At 51.5% G+C, this 22,061-nt stretch carries 18 protein-coding genes and 1 pseudogene; 11 read left to right on the top strand and 8 right to left on the bottom strand.

Features of this window, described 5'->3' with window-relative positions:
• Positions 1–3: 3 nt before the first annotated feature.
• Entirely contained in the window at positions 4–540 is a 537-nt protein-coding gene (locus NR121_RS08470) for a GNAT family N-acetyltransferase (protein ID WP_174351211.1), read from the top strand.
• An 18-nt stretch (positions 541–558) separates the two neighbouring features.
• Here the strand turns inward: NR121_RS08470 and NR121_RS08465 are convergent, their stop codons facing one another.
• Entirely contained in the window at positions 559–861 is a 303-nt protein-coding gene (locus NR121_RS08465; protein ID WP_054817032.1) for a 4a-hydroxytetrahydrobiopterin dehydratase, read from the bottom strand.
• 11 nt (positions 862–872) lie between these two features.
• Positions 873–1,166, bottom strand: a complete 294-nt coding sequence (locus tag NR121_RS08460; protein WP_054817031.1) for a hypothetical protein — start codon at positions 1,164–1,166, stop codon at positions 873–875.
• 174 nt (positions 1,167–1,340) lie between these two features.
• On the opposite strand from NR121_RS08460, the gene NR121_RS08455 reads away from it, so the two are divergent.
• Entirely contained in the window at positions 1,341–2,939 is a 1,599-nt protein-coding gene (locus NR121_RS08455) for a hypothetical protein (protein ID WP_256831070.1), read from the top strand.
• Positions 2,936–5,824, top strand: coding sequence for a DEAD/DEAH box helicase (locus tag NR121_RS08450; protein WP_375162517.1), 2,889 nt, complete (start codon positions 2,936–2,938; stop codon positions 5,822–5,824). Before NR121_RS08455 ends, NR121_RS08450 begins: the two co-directional genes overlap by 4 nt.
• 59 nt (positions 5,825–5,883) lie before the next feature.
• Here NR121_RS08450 and NR121_RS08445 read toward each other — a convergent pair whose 3' ends face one another.
• On the bottom strand, positions 5,884–6,858 hold the full coding sequence (locus NR121_RS08445) for a metallophosphoesterase family protein (RefSeq protein ID WP_137670987.1): 975 nt from the start codon (positions 6,856–6,858) through the stop codon (positions 5,884–5,886).
• A gap of 289 nt (positions 6,859–7,147) precedes the next feature.
• Here NR121_RS08445 and NR121_RS08440 point away from each other — a divergent pair, with 289 nt between their 5' ends.
• Positions 7,148–7,315: a hypothetical protein gene (locus NR121_RS08440; RefSeq protein WP_171006005.1), complete on the top strand. Its 168-nt coding sequence runs from the start codon at positions 7,148–7,150 to the stop codon at positions 7,313–7,315.
• A gap of 164 nt (positions 7,316–7,479) precedes the next feature.
• Here NR121_RS08440 and NR121_RS08435 read toward each other — a convergent pair whose 3' ends face one another.
• Entirely contained in the window at positions 7,480–8,280 is an 801-nt protein-coding gene (locus NR121_RS08435; RefSeq protein ID WP_054817028.1) for a DUF2935 domain-containing protein, read from the bottom strand.
• A gap of 334 nt (positions 8,281–8,614) precedes the next feature.
• On the opposite strand from NR121_RS08435, the gene NR121_RS08430 reads away from it, so the two are divergent.
• The 5 genes and pseudogenes from NR121_RS08430 to NR121_RS08410 all read left to right on the top strand — a co-directional run bounded on the left by NR121_RS08430 (position 8,615) and on the right by NR121_RS08410 (position 13,492).
• Positions 8,615–8,941: a hypothetical protein gene (locus NR121_RS08430; RefSeq protein ID WP_074728914.1), complete on the top strand. Its 327-nt coding sequence runs from the start codon at positions 8,615–8,617 to the stop codon at positions 8,939–8,941.
• Positions 8,942–9,043: 102 nt separating this feature from the next.
• The gene (locus NR121_RS08425) at positions 9,044–10,393 is read left to right on the top strand and encodes a DJ-1/PfpI family protein (RefSeq protein ID WP_054817026.1); all 1,350 of its coding nucleotides are present in this window, start codon (positions 9,044–9,046) and stop codon (positions 10,391–10,393) included.
• Between the two features lie 194 nt (positions 10,394–10,587).
• Positions 10,588–11,439 carry a hypothetical protein gene (locus NR121_RS08420; RefSeq protein ID WP_054817025.1) on the top strand — a complete coding sequence of 284 codons (852 nt, stop codon included), beginning with the start codon at positions 10,588–10,590 and terminating at the stop codon, positions 11,437–11,439.
• A 2-nt stretch (positions 11,440–11,441) separates the two neighbouring features.
• Positions 11,442–12,123: pseudogene (locus tag NR121_RS08415) on the top strand (response regulator transcription factor).
• Between the two features lie 283 nt (positions 12,124–12,406).
• Positions 12,407–13,492, top strand: coding sequence for a sensor histidine kinase (locus tag NR121_RS08410; RefSeq protein WP_235594194.1), 1,086 nt, complete (start codon positions 12,407–12,409; stop codon positions 13,490–13,492).
• Between the two features lie 67 nt (positions 13,493–13,559).
• Here NR121_RS08410 and NR121_RS08405 read toward each other — a convergent pair whose 3' ends face one another.
• Genes NR121_RS08405 through NR121_RS08395 form a run of 3 tightly spaced genes read right to left on the bottom strand, consistent with a single transcriptional unit; the run spans position 13,560 to position 17,386 of the window.
• Entirely contained in the window at positions 13,560–15,149 is a 1,590-nt protein-coding gene (locus NR121_RS08405) for a UDP-glucose--hexose-1-phosphate uridylyltransferase (protein ID WP_137670990.1), read from the bottom strand.
• Positions 15,150–15,192: 43 nt separating this feature from the next.
• On the bottom strand, positions 15,193–16,179 hold the full coding sequence (gene galE, locus NR121_RS08400) for a UDP-glucose 4-epimerase GalE (RefSeq protein ID WP_062410285.1): 987 nt from the start codon (positions 16,177–16,179) through the stop codon (positions 15,193–15,195).
• Between the two features lie 37 nt (positions 16,180–16,216).
• Complete coding sequence (locus NR121_RS08395) at positions 16,217–17,386, bottom strand: galactokinase (protein ID WP_256831068.1); 1,170 nt, start codon at positions 17,384–17,386, stop codon at positions 16,217–16,219.
• 329 nt (positions 17,387–17,715) lie between these two features.
• Between NR121_RS08395 and NR121_RS08390 the strand changes: the two genes are divergently transcribed.
• Entirely contained in the window at positions 17,716–18,606 is an 891-nt protein-coding gene (locus NR121_RS08390) for an AraC family transcriptional regulator (protein WP_054817024.1), read from the top strand.
• A gap of 268 nt (positions 18,607–18,874) precedes the next feature.
• Here NR121_RS08390 and rluF read toward each other — a convergent pair whose 3' ends face one another.
• Positions 18,875–19,579 carry a 23S rRNA pseudouridine(2604) synthase RluF gene (rluF, locus tag NR121_RS08385; RefSeq protein WP_054817023.1) on the bottom strand — a complete coding sequence of 235 codons (705 nt, stop codon included), beginning with the start codon at positions 19,577–19,579 and terminating at the stop codon, positions 18,875–18,877.
• A gap of 178 nt (positions 19,580–19,757) precedes the next feature.
• Here rluF and NR121_RS08380 point away from each other — a divergent pair, with 178 nt between their 5' ends.
• Entirely contained in the window at positions 19,758–22,061 is a 2,304-nt protein-coding gene (locus NR121_RS08380; RefSeq protein ID WP_256831067.1) for a transglycosylase domain-containing protein, read from the top strand.

Raw genomic sequence — 22,061 nt, 5'->3', positions numbered from 1 at the left:
GATATGCTGTATATTAACAGTATACACCCGAAGGGAGAAGCTGAAAAGAAAGTGATACCCAACGAGCCCCGGATTTTTTATATTGCCCCGCTCACGGAGGCGCACTGCCGCGACATCTGCAGCTGGGTTTATCCTCCGCCATACCATACCTACCATTTCCGGCCATGGGAGCTTATGCTTTCCGATCAAGAGGAATTCGCCGATGCTGAAATTCGAGTGAACCAGTACCGTGCCGTTCTGGACGCAAGCGGTGAGCTGAGCGGATTTGTGCAGTTTTTTCCTATGGTGGGCGTTACCCGGTTGGGTCTGGGCATGCGTCCCGATTTATGCGGCTGCGGCAACGGAATTCATTTTGTAAGAGCGATTGTACAGGAAGCCCAACGGTTGTCTCCGCAAAATCAAATCGACCTTGAAGTGATGACTTGGAATGAAAGAGCGATCCGTGTGTATACCCGCGCCGGTTTTATCATTACGGACACCTACCAACGGATGACCCCTACCGGCATGGAAGAGTTCCACTGTATGGTATGGTCCGCATAAGGATGCATGAGAACAGATTCATTTCCGAAAACCCGCATAAGCTTCGTCGTACCTCCGGGCGCTGGTAAAGTCAAGCTCCGTCAGTCCCCCGGCGTTCCACGAGGTGAGGCGAAGCGTCACCAGCCGATAATCGATGGAAATCATCGGATGATGGTTCAGTTCCTCGGCAATCCGGGCCACTTCATCCACGAACCCGATGCCGTCCATGAAAGACGCGAAGCGGTACTTCCTTGCGATCCATTTCCCGTTCTCTTCCAACGCCCAGCCTTCCGTCCGGTTCAGGCCGACTTTCACTTCCTCTTCCGTTAATCTCCTGTGCATGCCCATCCCTCCTATACCAAATAGATGACCGTCGTAAGCGTTTCTCCTTGGTCAATGCGGATCAAGTGCCGTTTGGGGTCATGCGTGACCATACAATCGCCTATGCTCATTTGCGCCTCTACTCCCAGTCCATAGAACAGATCATCCGCCAACGTCTTCATGCATTCCTTCTGTTCCTCCTCGCTCATGGCGTCCCAATCGTCCGCCGGCATCTCCAGAAATTCGCAGCAGCCTTCCACTCCCCGCAGTGCATCGGTAAAATCATTGATGATGTCGTTGTATTCCCTTCCGAATTTAATGCCCATGGCCACCTGTCCTTCCAGCGGTAAATTCGCTTTTGCCTCATTGTACTCACAAATCCCTTGTGCCCGCAACCAGTGACGGACCAACAAAAACTCGGGTCTCGACCAATTTTCTACGCATTCATATGCAAAATCTGATACACTATAAGGATAGACAAAACAGGCGGAGGGCGAAACATGCTCAAGCTGCAGATCCCTAAAAATCGAATACACGAGCTGACAAGGCATCTGCAGAGCGATTTTGAACTGGACCGGCTCGAGCGGGGATGGGAATATTTCCACAAAGGCCGTGTTGCCGGACTCGAGCTGAAGCACGGCGTGGAAGTGCATGCCTTGGTGCTCGAGCCAAATTGCGAGGTCGTCATCGACATCGACCATTTCAGTAAAAGCGAATGCAGTTGTTCAACCGTCAGGAACTGCGAGCATATTGCTGCGGTCGTCTTTACTCTGTATGCTTCTTACGCGCGGCCCGAGCTTCTCCTTCAACAGCTGAAGCAGGCCATTATGATTCGCAGCCGACAGCAGCAGATCCGGTCAGGCGGCCGTACGGCGGATAAACGTCAGCAGGATCGGCTTGAGCCACCCACAGAAGAACAAAGCCCCGTGCAATGGCAGCGTTTTTTTGACCAGCAGTTTTACGGCTTCTCGCTGTCTCAGCAGCATTCGATCGAGCTGTTCCACAACGCGGCCAAAGAAAAGCTTGCCCCCTACGGCGAGGGTTGGAAATCTCCCCTTAAGGAGCTCTATGATCTGCATTTGCTGCTGTTCATCATGCGGAAGATCGAGCAGTTTTACCAAGAGACGAAAGCATCGTATCTTTCTTACTATATTGAAACCGGGTGCAGAACGATCGGACGAAAGTGTCAGGAAGAGCTGCTCCGCCTTACGCCGACGCTGGATGTGGAAGCCTTGACGCAAAGCTATTCCGCGGAGTGGAAAGAAACGCTGCATCTGATTTCGGAGTCCGCTCTGTCCGGGAAGGAGTCCCCTGTTTCGTGGCCCACCGTGTACCGCAGCGTTTGGTGGCGGATGGCAAACCTCTCTTCATGGATCGCGGAGGAACAGACTCGACTGCAGCATATGCTGCAAGCAAAGGACCTGATGCCAAAGCGTAAGGATGCGCTGCTGATGGCGGACGCGCATTTTGCCGTCATCGCGGGGGATGACGAAGCCGCCAGGCGGCAGATGGAGCAGCTCAGCAAACGTGAGGCGCGGGATTTCTTCTTTTATTTGCACCACTGCCATAAAGAGCAGGCATGGGAACGCATGCTGGCATGGCTGCGATGGCTGCTGCCGGTGGTACAGCGCGCCCAGCAGGAGGAATTACGGCAGTTTTGCCAGTATTGGATGGAAGCCGTAGGGCGGCAATCCGACGATGCGGAATGGGTGTCCGTCATGGTAGCGCTGCTGCCGCGCACGTACAACTTCTATTCGGCATATCTGCTGAAGGGCCGGCGGTATAAAGCCTGGATCGATTTGCAGTTGGCCAACCGCGTTTCCCCGAATGACCTGTACTCCGTCGATCTGCAATCCGTAGAGAAGCAGAACCCGGCACTGGTACTGCCGCTGTATCACCAAGCGGTGGAACGGTGCATTGCCGGGAAGAACCGCACCGCTTACAAGTCCGCAACCAAATTGCTCAAAAAGCTGAACAATCTATATAAAAAGCTGGACCGTCTGAACGATTGGGAGGATTACATCTACCGGCTGGCCGTAAAATACTCTCGCCTTCGCGCATTACAAGAAGAGTTGAGGAAAGGAAAATGGATACCATGATCGATACGGGAAGCATCAGCGTAAATGTGCGATGGGCGCCTCAGGGCGGATTCTTCCTGTGGGGTACCCGTCACAACGGCGGCATCTGCGACGCTTACGACCTGCGGGACTGGTTGTTTGCCTGGCATGCTCCTTCCTTCTACGGCACGTTCATTGAGGTCATCGAATGGATGAATCTGGAAGGTGTGCTGCTTCCGACGCTGGAGGCGCTGGACTATTGGGCCGCTCCAAGCACCGTTATGCATCAGCGGCTGAACTACAGCCGCGAGCTGGAAGAGCTGATGCGGCTGGCGCCGGCCGTCAAAGAGGCGCTGACGCAAGGCCGCTTTATGCCCGATTTTGCCAAGTGGAAAGCCGGGACGCTCGGCTGGAAGCTATTGCTGGATGAAGAAGCGGCCGCTCTGGCTGCCTCTCCCGCAGCGGAGCTTTGGATGGACCAGCTCATTCCCGCCTGGATCGATGCAGACGGGGTCATGCGTCAAAATCTTGAGCGGCTGGAGCGCTCATTTCCTCTGCTCTCCCGCAGCAAATCGGCCGCCGATCTGTGGATGGACGAGGAGGATTGGCTGATCTCCATTGGCTGGCAGTCTGACGGCACGCCTTTTCGAACATGCCTGAAGCTTGAGGAGCCTGCAACTGCCGGCGGCGCCTGGCCGCTGCGCGTCGTGCTGCAGGACCGGGGGGACCAAAACGTGCAGTACGAGGCGGACCCTTCGGTTCTCAAAGCTTGGGCCACCGCGGAGACGGACGGGGAAGCGGCCGCCGGTGTGCCCGAGGCTTGGCGCAGACACCTCGGACGTGCCGTTCGCGATGCCGCCAAGTGGCGGCGCATGGTCCCCTTTCTCGCCGAAGGCGAGGAAGGCATACGCAGCCTGCTCACGCCGGACGAGGCCTGGGAACTGCTAGTGAATGGCAGCATTCGTCTGGTGGAGGCAGGCTACTCCGTATTCCTGCCGGCGTGGTGGGAGCGCATCCGCAAGTGGCGTCCCCGCCTCAAGGCGAAAATCAAGTCGTCGGTGGGGACCGGCCCCCAGCCGATGTTCGGCCTCAATCAGCTAATGCAGTTCGACTGGAAAATCGCCCTGGGCGACATCGAGCTGACGGAAGAAGAATTTCGCGAGCTGCTGGAACAAAACCGCAGGCTGGTGCAAATCCGCGGCCAGTGGGTACAGCTCGATCCCGTTCATCTCGCACAGCTGCAAAGCGTAATGCATCAGGTGCAGAAGAAGCAGGGCCTGTCCTTTCGGGACGTGCTGGAGCTGCACCTGCTGGGTACGAGCGACGGCGAGGAAGACAAGCAATTCCACCGCTCTTTGAAGATGGAGGTCGAGCTCAACGATCAGCTTCAGGAGCTGGTCGATCTTCTGAATCATGCCAAGCGGCCGCCGCTCACCGAGCCGCCCGACAGCTTCCGCGGCACCTTAAGGCCTTATCAGGTCGAGGGTATTTCGTGGCTTATGTTCTTGAGGGAATGCGGCCTGGGCGGATGCCTGGCCGACGATATGGGGCTGGGCAAAACGATTCAAATGATCACCTACCTGCTCCTTCTGCGGGAGAAACGGCTGAGCGAGGGAACGACGGATCCTTCACCCTCCCTGCTGATTTGCCCCACCTCGGTGCTAGGCAACTGGCAGAAGGAGCTGCAGCGCTTCGCTCCCGACCTGCGGGTTCATCTGCACTATGGTCCGGGACGCGCCAAGGGAGAACGTTTCACCGAAAGTTGCCGCGGCAGCGATCTTGTGCTGACGACTTATACGCTGGCACACTTGGATGAAGCGGAGCTCTCCTCCTTGCATTGGGAATCCATATGTCTGGACGAGGCGCAGAACATCAAGAACGCCTACACGAAACAGGCATCATCCATACGCAAGCTGACGGGACGGCACCGGATCGCTCTGACTGGTACACCCATCGAGAACCGGCTGACCGAGCTGTGGTCGATTTTTGATTTTTTGAACCCCGGTTACCTTGGAACGCTGCGCGATTTTACACAGCGGTATGTCGGAGCCATCGAACGAACCCAGGATCAAGAGCTCATCGCTAAGGTACAGCGGCTCATCCGCCCGTTCCTTTTGCGGCGGGTGAAGAAGGATCCTTCGATTCAGCTTGATTTGCCGGAAAAATACGAGTATAAAACCTATGTCTCTCTTACTACGGAACAAGCTACGCTTTATGAAAACTACATTCGCGACATGTTCGAGCGCATCGACACGCTTTCGCCGATGCAACGCCGGGGCATGATTTTAACAGCCCTGACCAAGCTGAAGCAAATCTGCAACCATCCCGCATTGCTCGCCAAAGAGTCGGCCCGGTCGCCATGGCGCGGACGTTCCAACAAAGTCGAAAGGCTGCTGGAGATGGTTCAGGAGCTGAGGCAGGAAGGGGACAAATGTCTTATCTTCACTCAGTTTGTAGAGAGCGGTCTGCTGCTGCAGCGGGTGTTCGAAGAAGAATTCGGCGGCAAGGTCCCGTTCCTGCACGGCGGGAGTTCCAAAGCGGAGCGTGACCGGATGATCGAGGTATTCCAAAATGAAGCGGAGCCGGACACCCCGGATTCAGGCATTTTCCTGCTCTCGCTGAAAGCCGGAGGCACAGGGCTCAACCTCACGGCCGCCAACCACGTGTTTCACTTTGACCGCTGGTGGAACCCCGCGGTAGAGAATCAAGCGACCGACCGGGCTTTCCGGATCGGCCAGACCCGCCATGTGCAGGTGCACAAATTCGTCACGCTGGGCACGCTGGAGGAGCGCATTGACGAGATGATCGATAAAAAGATGGAGCTCAGCCAGCAAATCGTTGGCAGCGGGGAGCAGTGGATCACCGAGTTATCGACGGAGGATCTCAAGGATCTGTTCTCGCTGCGCAGTGAGTGGGTCGAAAAGTAAACCCGGGAGGACCGGACAGCCGGTCCTTCCGCCCTTCTGTTGCTGCATCAAGCCCAACTTCATTGAACCGTGTAGACCGCCTCCGGCACCCAGCTCCGATGGCCGAAATCACGGCCCCGGATACATACGCGATCCGGATACACTTCAACGATGAGCCCTTCGCTCTTTCCCGCTTCAGGCGCGTAGGGTCCGGCTTCGTGCGACGGATCGCGGACAGAGGAGCTGTTCGCCATCACAAAGTGATCGCGCACGACGGTACGCGGCTGCGCCAGTTCCCGGTGGGAATGTCCCGAAAACAGAAGCACCTGAGGATAGGAAGACAACAGCGCCTTGAGCTTCCGATGCTGAACTACGCCTCTTCCGCTCCCTTCCCGTCCGCTCCCGGACACGGTATCCGGAAGGGGTTGATGCAGGAAGACGAATATCGGTTTCCTGACGGAGGCGGCTTCCTTTAATTTCGCTTCTAACCATTGCAACTGGCCGGCGGATAGAAAAGCATCTTCTTGCACCGACGGGTCGGACTGTCTATAGCGCTCCGTTCCAAGAAACAGAAACCGGAAGCCCCTAACCTCCCGTTCATAGTAAACTTTCGGCTCCCCGATAAAACTCAAAAATCGTTGGCTGGCAGCGGCTTCCGTCTCCCCGTTGGGGAATGTGTCCGGGCTCCAGCGTCCCAGCCGATCATGCCACATGCGGTAAAACTCATGATTGCCGATAGTATAAAAAATCCGCCGCGGATGGGGATGCTTATCCAACATTTGGCGAAGTGTACGGTAATCCTCCGGATTCCCGTTGCCCAAATCCCCGTTGATAATGAGCGCCTCAGCCTGGGGAACGGTATGGTGAAGATCGTCGAGTGCTTGTCCGAATGTTTGCAGGGCACGTTTGTCCCAGTTCTGCACATGGATGTCGCTGAGAACGGCGAACGTCATGATCCGTTCCTGCGGCTGGATCAAAGCCGCCCCTTCCACAGCATGGAGCGCGAGCCCCGCGGCAATCGCCGTGCCGATCATTAAGGCAAATCGAAAATGCAATTCATCCACTCTCCTGCTGATAATTCCAATGGATATGGATTTAATATGCCAATTTTCCCCGGCGATTACCCTAATCTATACTTCTCATGTTATAATTGGATGGATTGGGATGTAGAAGAACCGGAGCGCATCCGGACAGATCGGATGGTATGTACATGTACAAGCCGGTTTCAAGAAGCGCAACCGTGATGATGCATTCTTGTTGCGCCAATCCTACGTATAATGACGTAGAGTCAACCAGAACAAAATCCCGGAGAACCGGGATCCGTTCAATAATGGAGGTTAACGAATGCGTTACGCCATCAGCTACAAAGGTAAAATACTTGGAGAACCGATGACTCGTGAGCAGGCCGAAGTTGCACTGATGCGATTAAGCCTTTGTTTCAATAACCTGAAAATCGTTGAAGTCACTTCTGACTCATCTACGCAAGCGCTTTCTGCAAAGTATACCGGATAAGCATTCGGATGAGCATTAAGCTTAAAGTTCGTTTCAAAAGCTTCAATCGAAGAACAGTCAGACCGGCTATGCCGACGACTGGAAGGTGCCCGTAGTCCGAATAACCGGGAAATTCCACGAACAGGTTGCTCCCGTTCTGAATCGTGTTGATTACTCTTTATGTTTTATCCCGCAGATGTTTTTGTCAAACTACTTTCTAACATATCTATAATAAAAAGGAATCGCTCAGCTTCCCGAAATACATGGTCTGCCAGCAGGGGATGGATAATACTCTTTATACGACAAGACTCAATTAATTCTTTAGCAGTCTTTTTAAAATCGCGAAGAGATTTAACGGAAATTCGATTCTGATCAAGGAATTGGTCTAGTAAAGGAACTGTCTGGGATTGAGGTCGCATGGATTCCAAATCTCTGGCTTGAAAGAGCAATTGGTCGAAATCATGACTAAAGTTACGTGATTGTTCAACTAACTGCCGTTCAGAGGGGTCCAGTAAATGTCCAATAAATTTTGCATGGTCAGCCATTATCCTTAAGAAAAATACATTTTCATTAATGATTGCATCTGGTAAAGGGTCTAATCTTCCCGTATTCAGTTCTTCCAATCGGTTTCTAAAGTAAAATGCTTCTCTACTAATGTGATCGACCAACAATGGAAAGTTATTGGCTCCTGGAAGTTGGCAGCTTAAAATTAATCCTAACACTTTTCTTTTAAAAGCCCATATGCGGGAAGCCGCATTGTGCACTTCTACATTGAATCTTTTTATTACTTCAGGGTCTGTTTCAGATGTGAATGCGTTTGACCTTCTTTCAATTTCCTCAAACACCGCGTAAAACTGATTCGCCTCATGTATTAACTGGGTGTCATCGCAACGAAACCCTAATTTCAGAAAAAGCGAATGTTCCTTCATTATACGTGACCAAAACCGGACTTCGTCTAAAGAACGCATAACGAATCCATTGGACATAGTTACACCTCCATTTTACTCAATGATTAAATATTATGGACTTTGAAAGAAAGTATTCTTAAATGATGGATTCATGCGGTCCGTTTCCGCATTGACTGATCTGTGATCATCATTCATGACGGATGTTTCAGGGCATCCGTCTTTTTATTTGCCCGGCTAATTGGCAGAGAAGGGTATAGCATAAACTCCCCAAATCCACTTTAAATGATCTTGCTTGGGTAACGCACATTTTATTTAATTTCTATGGCTCAGTTCATATTGAGTTCACAAATCTGATTTATAGTATCATACATAGCGAAGTTAATTTAAAAATATGAACAGGAGGAAAAAATGAATGAAAGCTTGCTGTAATAAGATGAAACCGGGAAAGAAGGTATCCGTATTTTTGCCGGTGGTGATATCTTTTCTAGCTACCCAACACTGGTTTCATGCGCTCATCTTTCTGGTTATTGGAGGATCCGCAACCACCATGTTGAGCATGGAAGACATGATTTTATTTCGGCGTGCGATGATTGTATTAACACTTGGAACCTTGCTCTGGTCGGTTTATCAAATCGTTAGAGACGGATGGAAAAATAAAAAAATGATCGTCATGACATCCATTTCTTTCGTGGTTTCTATGACTTTTGTCATTGTTACGTTGGTTAAAATGGGATGGTGAGCCTCTGTCTAAGAATGATGTCAAATCGGTCGTTTTTACATGTCGTTATACCCTACTCCGGTATTGTAAATGAAAGACCTTAATCATCGAGGAGGAAATCAAATGAAGAAGTTATTATTGCGTTTCGTCGTTTATTTATGTAGTTTCGTTGTGTTTGTGGGAGGGGTCGGAGCGTTCGGATATTTTCGTTCTCAAAAAGATTTTTACGGTTCGGTTCGCCAAGAGCCCGTTCCTTCTTTGCAAGGAATAAAGCAACCCGAATATGATCCCAATAAACCTACGGTTGCCGTCTTGCTGGGGAATGAAACCACGGAAGGATTGGATTTCATGACTCCGTATCAATTGTTTTCTATGACTGGCGCATACAATGTGTTTGCCGTTGCTGCGGACAATCAGGTGAAGTCACTGACTGGCGGCTTGGATGTGGTGCCGCACTACTCTTTTAAAGAAATGGATGAACTGCTGGGTAAAAGTCCTGACATTATCGCGATCCCTTACATGACCATGCTTGACCAAAAGAGCTATCAACCCGTCCGTGAATGGATACAACAACACAAGGAAACCACTTTATTGAGCATTTGCGCGGGCGCGGACAATCTTGCCGCTACTGGATTATTAAATGGAAAGTCAGCGGCATCTCACTGGCAAACGATGTGGATTCTTTCAAAGAAATATCCTGAAGTGAACTGGAAAAGGGATCTGCGTTATGTTACTAATGATGATCATGTGATATCCTCAGCAGGTATTTCATCAGGAATCGATGCCGTCCTCTATGTCATCTCACAAAAACTGGGCGATCCGATGGCGGCCAAAATAGCGAAAGAATTGAATTATCCTTCTTATCACTTCCTTCAAAATCCAAAGGTCGAACCATTTTACATCGATCTGCGCTATGCAACCTATGTATTGAATAACGCTTTTCAGTGGAACAAGAAAAAGGCAGGCGTGCTGCTGTATGACGGTATGGAGGAAATGGCACTGGCTTCCGTATTTGATATCTATTCAGACACCGGAACGACAAAGGTCCTTTCCGTTTCAAGCGCGGATGCCCCCATTGTGACGAAACACGGTTTGAACCTGCTATCCAGATACACGATGTCGAATGCCCCGCAATTGGATAAAATGATCGTTTCGGGAACACAAGCCAAATCGCTGGCTGCGGAGGATGTTAAAAACTGGAACGAAAGAGGAAAGACCACGGAGCTCCAGCTCGTCCATAGCGATTCCCCGGATCGATTTATGTTCGAAGTCCAACTTGAAGATTTAGCCCGGCAAGAGGACCTTCAAACGGCCAGACATGCGGTGAAACGAATGGAATATCGTGCGAATGATATCCATCTTGAAGGCAACCCGTTTCCTCTTGAAACTTACGCGAACCTGCTTTTGACCGTTGTCATATCCGTGTTGGCAGCTTTTTATATTGACAGACAGTTCATCATGAAGAAGAAATAGAAATGCCCTTCACCTTTTTTTAAATTTTCGCGGAAGCATGGAGGGGAAAGTCACACCACTGCTAAATCGGATTCCCCTCACTTCCACGGCATTTTACCGCCGCGATTAAAGGTTTCCGCATAAACAATATGGTGTCCATAGCGTAAGTTCATTCAACGGACTGACCAAAATAATGATTGCGAGGGTTGGTTGAAATGGGTAAATGGGTCATATTTGATAAATGGGTCATAACGTCAATTCTTTATGTGGCAGTCATGATAGGTGGCTTTACCATATATGATGAGTTTATCGCTGATGATACAAAACCTGCATCTGTACAAGAGCATCAATACGATGAAAATCATGGCGAAGAGGATGGAAGCAGCCATGAACATGGAAGTCATTCACAGCATGAGGATCATAGCGAGGTAATTACGTTTGTTCAATCTGATGAAAATGAAATAAAGATTTTTTTGAAGGATAAAGCAGGAAACCCAGTTAACGATTTAGAAGTAAATCATGAGAAGCTTCTTCATCTGATCATTGTGGATGAACGTCTGCAGAAGTATTATCACGTGCACCCCGAACAGTCGGGCAATGGCGAGTTTAGAATTGGAAATATGCTGCCAGAAGGATTTTATAAAGCCTTTACTGATATTAAACCGAAAAATTTAGCATTTCATGCAGAACCGATTCCGTTTGTAGTCGGCACTCCAAGCGGATCAACGAACAACGAGGAGCTTAAGCCGGACAATACGCTTACTCAGCATATCGACGGAGAAACCGTAACACTGAATATGAGTTCTTTTGATGTCAATAAGCCTGTAACGTTAGCATTTGATCTCGATAAAACCAATTTAACTCCTTATTTGGGAGCGATGGGGCATGTTGTCATTCTTGATGAAACTGCACAGAAGTTTCTTCATGTTCATCCGGCCAATCATGAGGATCCGGTTTTTGAAACAGAGTTCAAGCAGCCGGGCATCTATAAAATATGGGCTGAGTTTAAACAACATGGAAAAGTGAGAGCATTTCCTTTTGTGGTAGAAATCAAAGGGGAGAATTAAATTTGCCAAGGATATTAGTGGTAGATGATGAAGCTCACATCCGGGAATTGATACGTTTGTACTTGGAAGATGAGGGGTTTGAGCTCGTAGAAAAATCGAACGGAGCGGAGGCGTTGGAGTATGCCGAAAATCATCGAGTTGACCTGGTGATTTTGGATATTATGATGCCGAAAATGGATGGATGGGTCCTATGCCGGAAGCTCCGTGAATATGGGGATATACCGATATTGATGGTTACCGCGAGGGGGCAGTCGGCAGATCGAATCAAAGGATTTATGCTTGGAACGGATGATTACTTGGCGAAACCGTTCGACCCGGTCGAGCTGGTTCTTCGGGTGAAGGCGCTGCTCAAGCGGTATCGTATTTCTACTTCCAGTGTGATTCAATTGGGTGACGTTTCTTTAGACCGCAATAGTTATCAGGTGATCTACAACGGCGGGAGGACCGTCACCATTCCGATGAAAGAATTTGAACTGCTTTACAAACTGGGCAGCTATGCCGGGCAGTTTGTTTACGCGGGAACATTTGATTGAGGACATTTGGGGCGTGGATTATGAAGGGGATGAACGGACGGTGGATGTTCACATCAAGAGGCTAAGGGAACGGTTTGCCGAATTTGAGTCTCAATTCCGCATTGTGACCATTCGCGGCTTGGGTTATCGGCTGGAGGTGTACAAAGATTAAATCGCTCTATACCCGCGTTGTATTTGTCTTTGTCGGCATTGTGATGTTGAGCCTGGTTACGGCATTTGTTGTTTCGTCCTTTTTGTATGAAGGCCGCATTCAAAAGCTAATAGAAAAAACGCTCATCCTGAACGGGGAGAAGATCATACATTCTTACCAGACAACATCATCCGCCGATTTGATTCCTTTCATGCAAAGCCTTTCTGGCCTTTCGGGTAACCTTCTTCAACTGTACAATAAGGACGGTACCCCCCTCCTTGATAGAAACAAGATATCCTTGCTAATGGATTCTGCTCAAATTGAACGCGTGCTTTCAGGCGATATCGTCCGCCATATCGATACCAGTGAGCACCAGAATGCACACGTCCCTCATTTTCCGGTCATCGGACTTCCATTTCAGGTCAATGGGGAGCCTTACGGTTTATTTGTAACCGTGGAGAAGAATCCGATCGAAGACGAGATCATGAATTCCATTCATCTCATGTATATTATTATCTTGTTTTTCGGGAGTTTTCTTATTATCGTCGCTGCCCGTTATATCGTCCACCCGATTCTTCGTTTGACAGAAGCAACAAAGCTTATGGCAAAAGGAAAGTTCGATGTTGAGCTGCAAACAAAACGGAAGGATGAAATTGGTGCTTTGAGCGTTAGCTTTACTGAAATGGCACAAGAGCTTGCGAAGCTGGATCAAATGCGGCAAGATTTCGTATCCAACGTCTCGCATGAAATTCAATCGCCTTTAACTTCGATTTCAGGTTTTAGCAAAGCGTTAAAGCAGAAGAAATTGAGTGAGGAAAGCCGAATCCATTATTTGACCATCATCGAACAGGAATGCGAGAGATTATCGCGATTAAGTCAAAATTTGCTTCAACTATCCTATTTACAGCAGGAACTTCATCCGTTGAAGCGAAGTACGTACCGACTGGATGAGCAGCTTCGAAAGGTCGTCATTGCGTTGGAGCCTCAATGGACAGCCAAAGACATTGAAATGGATGTTCAATTAGAGGCTATTACGGTACAAGCGGATGAAGATCAGCTCAACCAGGTGTGGATCAATTTACTGAATAATAGCATTAAATTCACGCCGGTCCGTGGAACGATTCGGATTGAAGCCGGTAAGAATAACCATCTGATCACCGTCTCTATAACCGATAATGGCATTGGGATTCCTGAGGAAGAACGTGCAGATATCTTTAAACCGTTCCATAAAGTGGATAAATCCCGCGATCCTTCCGTTAAGGGAAACGGACTCGGTTTGTCGATCGTGAAAAAAATCATCGATCTTCATACCGGTGATATTCAAGTATCAGGAGCACCAGGAACAGGTTCAACGTTTACGGTTACATTGCCACAGTCAATTAAAAGTTGATCGTTTTTTCACATAACAAACGCAAAAATCCTGACCGTTTCCATGAGCGGTCAGGCATCAAACCTCCCTATTGGACTCCCAAGTGCCTCAGGAAACGGCGGAAGCCTTGACGGCCATGCGCATCCAGCTTATATACGCCCGCATCCTGGAGCACATTCAAAAATTTGCGGCCCACTTCGTTCCGAAGCACTTCTGCAGCCTTCTCGTCCGGCAATGCCGTGCCGTAGCGTTCAACCAGTTCCTTCAGCCAAGCTTTATGCTTGTGCAGCGGATGCCCGGGGTCCAGCATCATCCGCTCGTCCAACGCTGTCTCTTCGGTCAGCAATCTTGCTGCCAGTTCCAGTTCGTCCTTTAAACGTCCCGGCAGCACCGCCAGACCCATGACCTCAATCAAGCCGATGTTTTCCTTCTTAATATGATGCAGTTCCCGATGCGGGTGGAAAATACCTTCCGGATGCTCCGCACTGGTTCGGTTGTTGCGCAGCACAAGATCCAGCTCGTAATCGCCGCTTGCATTTTTGCGGGCAATGGGAGTCACGGTATTGTGCGGCACCTTCGTCCCCTCTTGCTCGGAGTAGGCTTTGATGTCTTGTGAGGGATCGCTATATTCCTTCCAGCGCTCCAAAACCATAGCGGCAAGCTTCAGCAGAAGCTCCCGGTCACGGCTTGAGAGGCGGATGACCGACATGGGCCAATGGACGATGCCGAGCTTCACTCCTGCAAAGTCCGGATGGCTGAAGCTTTCCTCCACCTCCGCCCGTTCCATCGGAAATCGGTGACGGCCGCCTTGAAAATGGTCGTGATTCAGAATCGATCCGCCCACGATCGGCAGATCGGCATTCGAGCCGATAAAATAGTGTGGAAACCGGTCAACGAAGTCAAGCAGCCGCCCGAGGGTCATCTTTGTCATTTTCATCGGCCGGTGCAACCCGTCGAAAATAATACTGTGCTCATGATAATACACATAAGGCGAATATTGGAAATACCACGTTTCACCCAACAGCTCAAGCGGAATAACCCGCAAATTCTGCCTGGCAGGGTGATTCAACCTTCCCGCATAACCCACGTTCTCTACACAGAGCAGGCACCGGGGATAATGGCTTTGAGGGGCATTTTTGAGCATCGCGATGGTTTTGGGGTCCATCTCCGGCTTGGAGAGATTAACGGTGATTTCCAGGTCTCCATACTCCGTCGGTGCAAGCCAATACAGATTTTTACGGATCCGGTCCATACGAATATAGTTGGAATCGATACACAGCTTATAGAAAAAGTCCGTCGCCCGCTCTACTCCGTCCCTCCTCGCTATAGTCCAAAACCGCTCTGCCAGCTCCGACTGCCGCGGCATCAGTTGGCCCATGATACGGGAATCCATTAAATCGCGCAGCGTCGTATGGTTTTCTTCCAATATCCCCGTTTCGGCCGCGTAATCCAGCAGCGGTTCAAGCAGCTCTGCAGGACTGTCTGCGGCAGGCTCCCTCAGCTCTCCCGTATAAGGCTCGGCAATGCGAAGCAAATCGAGCAATCCGTTGCGCGCCGCGTAAACATCCAGCGGCTCAAGCAGCTTCTGCGCCAATCCGAACTGAAGCAAGCGTTCCACCAGGTAAGCCGCCTTTCGATCGGAAGTGCTGCAGCCCGTTTCCGTTTGGTTATATTCCATTGTCATCCCTCCCCCTTCTAAGCTGTGGTCCCCACTTCCAGTCTTATTTGCCGTAGCCGTTCGGATGTGTCCGATGCCATTTCCACGCAGAGGCAATGATTTGCGTAAGGATGTCCCGTTTCGGCTTCCACCCCAGCTCGGCTTTCATACGTTCCGAGGAAGCGACCAGAATGGCCGGATCTCCGGCGCGGCGCGCTTCCATGACGGCAGGAATCGGGTGCCCCGTCACTTCACGTGCGATATCGATAACTTCCTTCACAGAGAAGCCTCGGCCATTACCGAGATTGTATACGCTGCTTTCCCCGCCCCGACGCAGCTTCTCCACCGCGAGGATATGCGCATCCGCCAGGTCGCTGACGTGAATATAATCACGGATGCACGTGCCGTCGGGCGTCGCATAGTCATCACCAAAGATGGAAATGTGGGGCCGCTGACCCAACGCCACCTGCAGAATAATCGGAATCAGATGCGTCTCTGGCGTGTGGTCCTCTCCGATTTGGCCCCCTTCATGCGCACCTGCGGCATTAAAATAACGCAGGGATACATATTTGATCCCGTGGGCCGTATCGAACCAATGCATCATTTTTTCCATCGCCAGCTTCGTTTCCCCGTAAGTGTTGGTCGGAAGCGTTCGATCGGTTTCGAGAATCGGGATGTTTTCCGGCTCTCCGTAGGTGGCTGCAGTAGATGAAAAGACGATTTTTTTCACGCCATATTCGTTCATTTTTTCCAGGAGGCATAAAGTCCCGTAAACATTATTGTGATAATATTTACCAGGCTTCTGCATGCTTTCGCTGACAAGCGAATTTGCTGCGAAGTGAATCACCGCATCAATGTCATTTTCTCTAAATACCGAATCCAAAAACTCCGCATCACGAATGTCTCCCACATACAGTTTTCCGCCGAGCACCGCATCGCGATGCCCTTGCTGCAAATTATCGACCACCACGACCTCTTCTTCTTTTGCCAGCAGCTCCGCCACCGTATGCGAACCGATGTAGCCCGCTCCACCAGTAACCAAAATAGCCATGTTTCTCTCCTTCCGTCTCCCCATGGGCGACTCTCTTCTATATTTCCTTGACTCCATCTCCAATGTCACATACATAGAAGTCCGGATGCAAGCCGGTTTTTCTCAAATATTCGCGGCCGACCTCTTCGATGAACCGCTCTACGCTGTCCTGATGCACAAGGGATACGGTACAGCCTCCGAAGCCGGCACCGGTCATTCGCGACCCGAGCACGCCTGGAACCTGAAGCGCCGACTCCACCATCGTATCAAGCTCCGGGCCCGTCACCTCGTACAAGTCTTGCAGGGAGCGATGGGAATCCGTCATGAGTCCCCCGAACGCTTCCAAATCACCTTGTTCCAACACCTTAATGGACTGCTGCACACGGTCGATTTCTTCCACTACGTGCTGTGCCCGTTTCTTCACGGTTTCATCCTCAATGAGATGCTTGGCCTCCTCAAATTGTTCCAACGACAGCTGTCCGAGCAGCGTTAGTCCCGGATGCAGCGCTTGCAAATCACGTACCGCCAGCTCACATTGGGTGCGCCTTTCGTTATATTTGGAATCGACGAGCCCGCGTTTCTTATTGGTGTTGCCGATCACCAGCCTATAGACGCCGGTTTCAAAAGGCACATGCCGATATTCCAGCGTATCGCACATCAGCAGAATCGCGTGATCCTTCTTCCCCATGGCCACTGCGAATTGATCCATGATCCCGCACTGCACGCCAACAAACGTATTTTCGGCCTTCTGCGACAAAAGAGCAATGTCAACCTTGTCCGCGGGCTGTTCTTCCATGGACAGCAGACCGTAAGCCGTCACCACTTCGATGGAAGCCGAGGAAGACAAGCCGGACCCGTTCGGAATCGCACCGCTGTAAAGGATATCATACCCTCCGACAGCTACGCCCTTCTCTTGCAGCCCACGAATAATCCCTTTGGGATAATTGATCCAGCCGTCTTCCTGGTTGTATACCAAACCTTGAATGGAAATATGTTTGCGGAGAGGGAAATTCATCGAAGCCAAACCCACTTGCCCGTCGGCCCGCTTGCGAATCAGCATCGTCGTCCCGAAGGTAAGTGCCGCAGGCAATACGCAGCCCCCGTTGTAATCCGTATGCTCACCGATCAGATTCACGCGCCCCGGGGCATAAAACACCCGAATCGGACGGGAATCTCCAGCCCCGTAAAGCTTTACGAACTGCTCCTTCAATGCTTGGATTTCTGTCATGAGGGCTTCACCTCGTTTACCATAGTATATTGGAAAAATCCATTGTTGTTCTGATCAATCTATGCCTCAAGTATAACGCGGACGCTTCCGCCGACACTATGGAAGGATGTAAGCTTGATATGGATAAATGTTAGATTATTGCGGGTCCGCTGCCCATGACATGGTATAATGTAACCATAAATAAGAGGTTCCGGAGCGTGTTGTACCCCCTTTCCGCTGACGGCTTGACCGAAGCGGATCGGAACGCTCCGCCGTGCGCCATGCAAACATGGATCGTTTGCATACTGCGGAATACATTTCAATCCACAGCAAAGGAGGCAGCCCTTCTAATGCCCGTTTCCTCATCAGCCAAACGGACCTATAGCTATTACGTCGTTTCGAACCCGGAGACTCCGACGGAAGGCAGCCCGCTGACGGTGCTGTTCTCCGGCAACAGCCAAACCAGGCCCGGGCACAAACCGGGTCCGAAGGTCGTCGACTATTATCTTATTCATCACATCTTGTCCGGGAAAGGAACATATGCTTGTATGGGACGAACCTATCAGCTCGGCGCAGGGGACAGCTTCCTGATCGAGCCGGGCCAGCTGATTCATTACGCGGCGGATTGGGATGAGCCTTGGCATTATTGCTGGATTGCCTTTGAGGGTCCCCAAGCGTCCATGATGCTGCAGGACATCGGCCTCAGCTCGCTTGCCCCCATCGTCCATACCGGTCGCAGGCGAAAGATCGGCGCGTTGTATCGCCAGATTCAGCTTGCCTTTCAATCCCGCAGCGCCGGCGCCAATCTCCGGGCGAACGGGTTGCTTCATCTGCTGTTCGCGGAGTACGCCGAAGCCCTTCGTCCGCAGCAGACGAGCATGCCCAGACAAACCACGGGCGGAGAGCAGACGGTACAACAGGCGCTGCAATATTTGACCGCCCAGTATGCCGAGCCGATCACCATCGAGCTGATGGCCGAAACGCTGGGCTACAACCGCGCGTATTTGTCGACGTTGTTCAAAAAGCATACCGGGCTGACCCCCGTAACGTTTCTGCTGCGGCTGCGGCTGGATAAGGCGCGCCACCTGCTTCGGGAACGGCCGGAGCTTACCGTCGAACAGATCGCCTCGTCGGTCGGCTTCCAGGATCCGTTATATTTCTCCAAGCAGTTTAAACGGCATTATCAGGCTTCGCCTACGGAATACCGCAATGCGGTGCTTCATCCGATACCTCAAGGTTAACAGGCCATTCATCCGGCTTGGACAATGTTATATTTTATTTTATCTTAGATTGTAAATTATGGAAACGGGGATTTAGTCGGGGTCGTCAACAACTGGTTTAGGTGAGAAGACACTGGCCGGGGAAAAATCTTTATTGTTGAAAAGAGCCCCGGCACCTAACGCTTCCGGGACTCGAAATCGGCTTGTTGAGCCGCATCGTGGAAGTAAACGGCGTCTTGTCGCCGCTTGCCTCCCAAGACAGATTACAAAATTCAGGTGCCTGAATCCGTCACGTATGAGCTTCATGCCCGATCTGACGAAACAAAGCTTCCAGCTCATCAGGCTTGAGATCGCGCCACCGCCCTAACGGCAAATCGCCAAGCTTGATATTCATGATACGCACCCTCTTCAGCTTTCGCACCTCATATCCGAAAGCCGCGCACATCCGCCTGATCTGCCGGTTGAGTCCTTGGGTCAAAATAATGCGGAACGTACGATCGTCCAGACGTGTGATCCGACACGGCTTAGTCACGGTTCCGAGAATGCGAACGCCGCCGGACATGCCCTGAACAAACATCGGCGTGATCGGCTTATCCACCGTAACGATATATTCTTTTTCGTGCTCGTATTCCGAACGCAAAATTTTATTGACGATATCCCCGTCATTGGTCAGCAAAATAAGCCCTTCGGAATCCTTATCGAGCCGCCCGATCGGAAAAATCCGCTCCCGATGCCCCACGAAATCCACGATATTGCCTCGGATATGCCGCTCCGTCGTACTGGTAATGCCCACCGGCTTGTTTAGTGCGATGTACACATGCTTCTTTTTAGCACCCACTCTTTTCCCGTCAATCCGTACTTCATCGCCCTCGTTTACTTGAGTTCCCAGCTCCGCCAGCTTGCCGTTAATGGTCACGCGCTTCGCTTCGATCAATTTATCCACTTCACGACGGGAACAAAAACCCGTTTCGCTTATAAACTTGTTAATTCGCATGAAAACCCTACTTCCGCATATCATTGGCATTTTTCATTGCTTTATTATATCATGCCGGTTTCCCGTATCAAATTTCCGAAACCCGTGTCACGGTTTTCCGTTTTTCAGCCCGTCCACCAGCTTAAAAAGGGGGGTGGCTGCGAATAGGTTAGCAGAGATAGAAAGGGGTATAGATGGAATGAAACGTTCACCGATAAATGGCTGGTTGAGCCGGAACCCTAAAGAATCCAAACCGTCGGCCTCCCTCCAAAAGCCATCCGGTGTGAGGCATAATCCGTCCGGTTCCCCTGAAAGGAACCATAAGCAGGCGCTTCAGGCCGCACGTGCCGCTTGGGGCAAAACAGCCGGAAAATCGCAGGGGGCTAGCAGTTCCCAGGGACCTGCCGTGAAACCGGAACAAAAGCAGAACAAGACGGATATCGCTGGACCGGAAACAGAAGCACCGTCTAAAGTCGCAAAATCCGGGAAGTGGAGGGTCAAGCGCCGGATGCTGCTGTGGAGTGCTCTGCTGCTGTTTTGGGCCGGTACATCCTTCATCGGTCTGTTCGCATTGTGGGTTCGCGGCTTGGACATCAGCAAGCTCGAGCATCCGCTTCCCGAGCCGAGCTTCGTGATGGATGCCGGCGAACAGCCGGTTTCCCAGCTTTCCTCCTCGCGCATCATCCCTGTGCCGCTTGAGGAGATTCCGGCAGACCTGAAAAACGCCGTGATCGCCGTGGAAGATCGCCGCTTCTATGAACACGCGGGATTCGATCTCTGGTCGATCGGGAGGGCGCTGATCCGCGATCTGCAGTCGGGCTCCCTGAAGGAAGGCGGCAGCACGATTACACAGCAGCTGGCCAAAAACCTGTTCCTGGATTCGGATAAAACGCTCAGCCGGAAAGTGAAAGAATTGGGCTACGCCATCAAAATCAATTTTGCCTACAGCAAGGATGAAATCTTGGAGCTGTACTTAAACAGCATCTATTATGGAGAAGGACGCTGGGGCGTGGAAGGAGCGGCCCGGCAATATTTCGGCAAGCCGGTTAAAGAACTGACACTGGCGGAATCGGCTCTGCTCGCCGGGCTGCCGAAGGCGCCGACGCTCTACTCGCCTGTCAAAAATCCGGATAAAGCCTTGGAACGCCGCAATCTGGTTCTTTCCTTGATGCTGGAACAGGGGACCATTGACGAAGCGACTTACGCGCAAACCATCAATCAGCCGATTGCGCTCAAACCCGACAATGGAGAATCGCTCAAGGGACGATATCCCTCCTTCGTAGATTATGTGATGGATGAAGCGGAGAGGCTGTACGGCTTCACGGAGCAGCAAATACTGACGCTGGGACTCCGCATTCATACGACAATGGATGTGAAGGTGCAGCAGGCTGCCGAAGAAGTGTATCGCACCGATGCGCTGTTTCCCGCAGGTCCGGGGGATCGGCCTGTTCAAAGCGGAGTCGTCGTGCTCGATCATCGTACCGGCGGCATTCGGGCCATCGTCGGGGCACGCGGGGATCAGGTATACCGCGGCTTCAACCGCGCTACGAAGCTGAAGCGCCAGCCAGGCTCTACGTTCAAGCCGCTGGCTGTTTACGGCCCTGCGCTCGAACGCGGGTACACTCCCGACTCGCTGCTTTACGATGGCCGGCTCGACATCGGAGGCTACCGGCCCAGCAACTGGGATGGACAGACGCGCGGGCAGGTTACATTGCGGGAGGCCGTACTGCGCTCGTGGAACATCCCTCCCGTCTGGCTCCTGAACGAAATCGGGATCGATGCGGGGCTGGACTATGTACGCCGGGCCGGCATCGACCTGCCGGAGAAAGACCGCAACTTGAGCCTGGCTCTCGGCGGTCTGTCCGCGGGCGTCTCCCCCCTGCAGATGGCACAGGCCTACGGCGCCATCGCCAATCAAGGGGTGATGGAACGGGCTCACGCCATCACACGGATCACAACCAAGGACGGGCATCCCTTGGTCGAAGCCGTACCGCAGAGGACAATGCTCACAGCTCCCGTCCATGCTTATACGATGACGCAGCTTCTGCAGGAAGCCGTAGCCGTCGGAACGGGCCAAGCGGCTGCGCTTCTTGACGGACGCCCCACGGCGGGGAAGACAGGCACGACCCAGCTGCCGGATACCCCTGAATTTGCAAGGATTGGCGGCAACGGGGCGAAAGATGCCTGGTTCGTAGGATTTACACCCGAGCTAACCGCCGCGATCTGGCTCGGGTACGACAAGACCGATCAGAATCATTACCTGACGACCTCGGGCGGTGCGGTGCCGGCGGTGCTCTTTCGTGAAATCATGACCCGGGCGTTAAAGGATGTGCCGGTCACCCCGTTCCCTGTCCCGGATGAAGTGCTTGCCGCACAGCAAGCCCAACTGCAAGCCAAGCCATCCAAGCGGCAAAATATGTACCGTGACGAAGAAGATCGCAAGCCCGAACGCGAAGAAAGAAGAGCTAAGGAAGAAAGGAAAGATCGAAAGAGCGACGATTAA

Origin of the sequence: Paenibacillus sp. Pae15 (assembly GCF_024519685.1) — a bacterium.
GTDB classification, from domain to species: Bacteria; Bacillota; Bacilli; order Paenibacillales; family NBRC-103111; genus Paenibacillus_G; species Paenibacillus_G naphthalenovorans.
The sequence above is the reverse complement of the archived record's forward strand: the minus strand, read 5'-3'. Positions and strand labels throughout refer to the sequence as shown.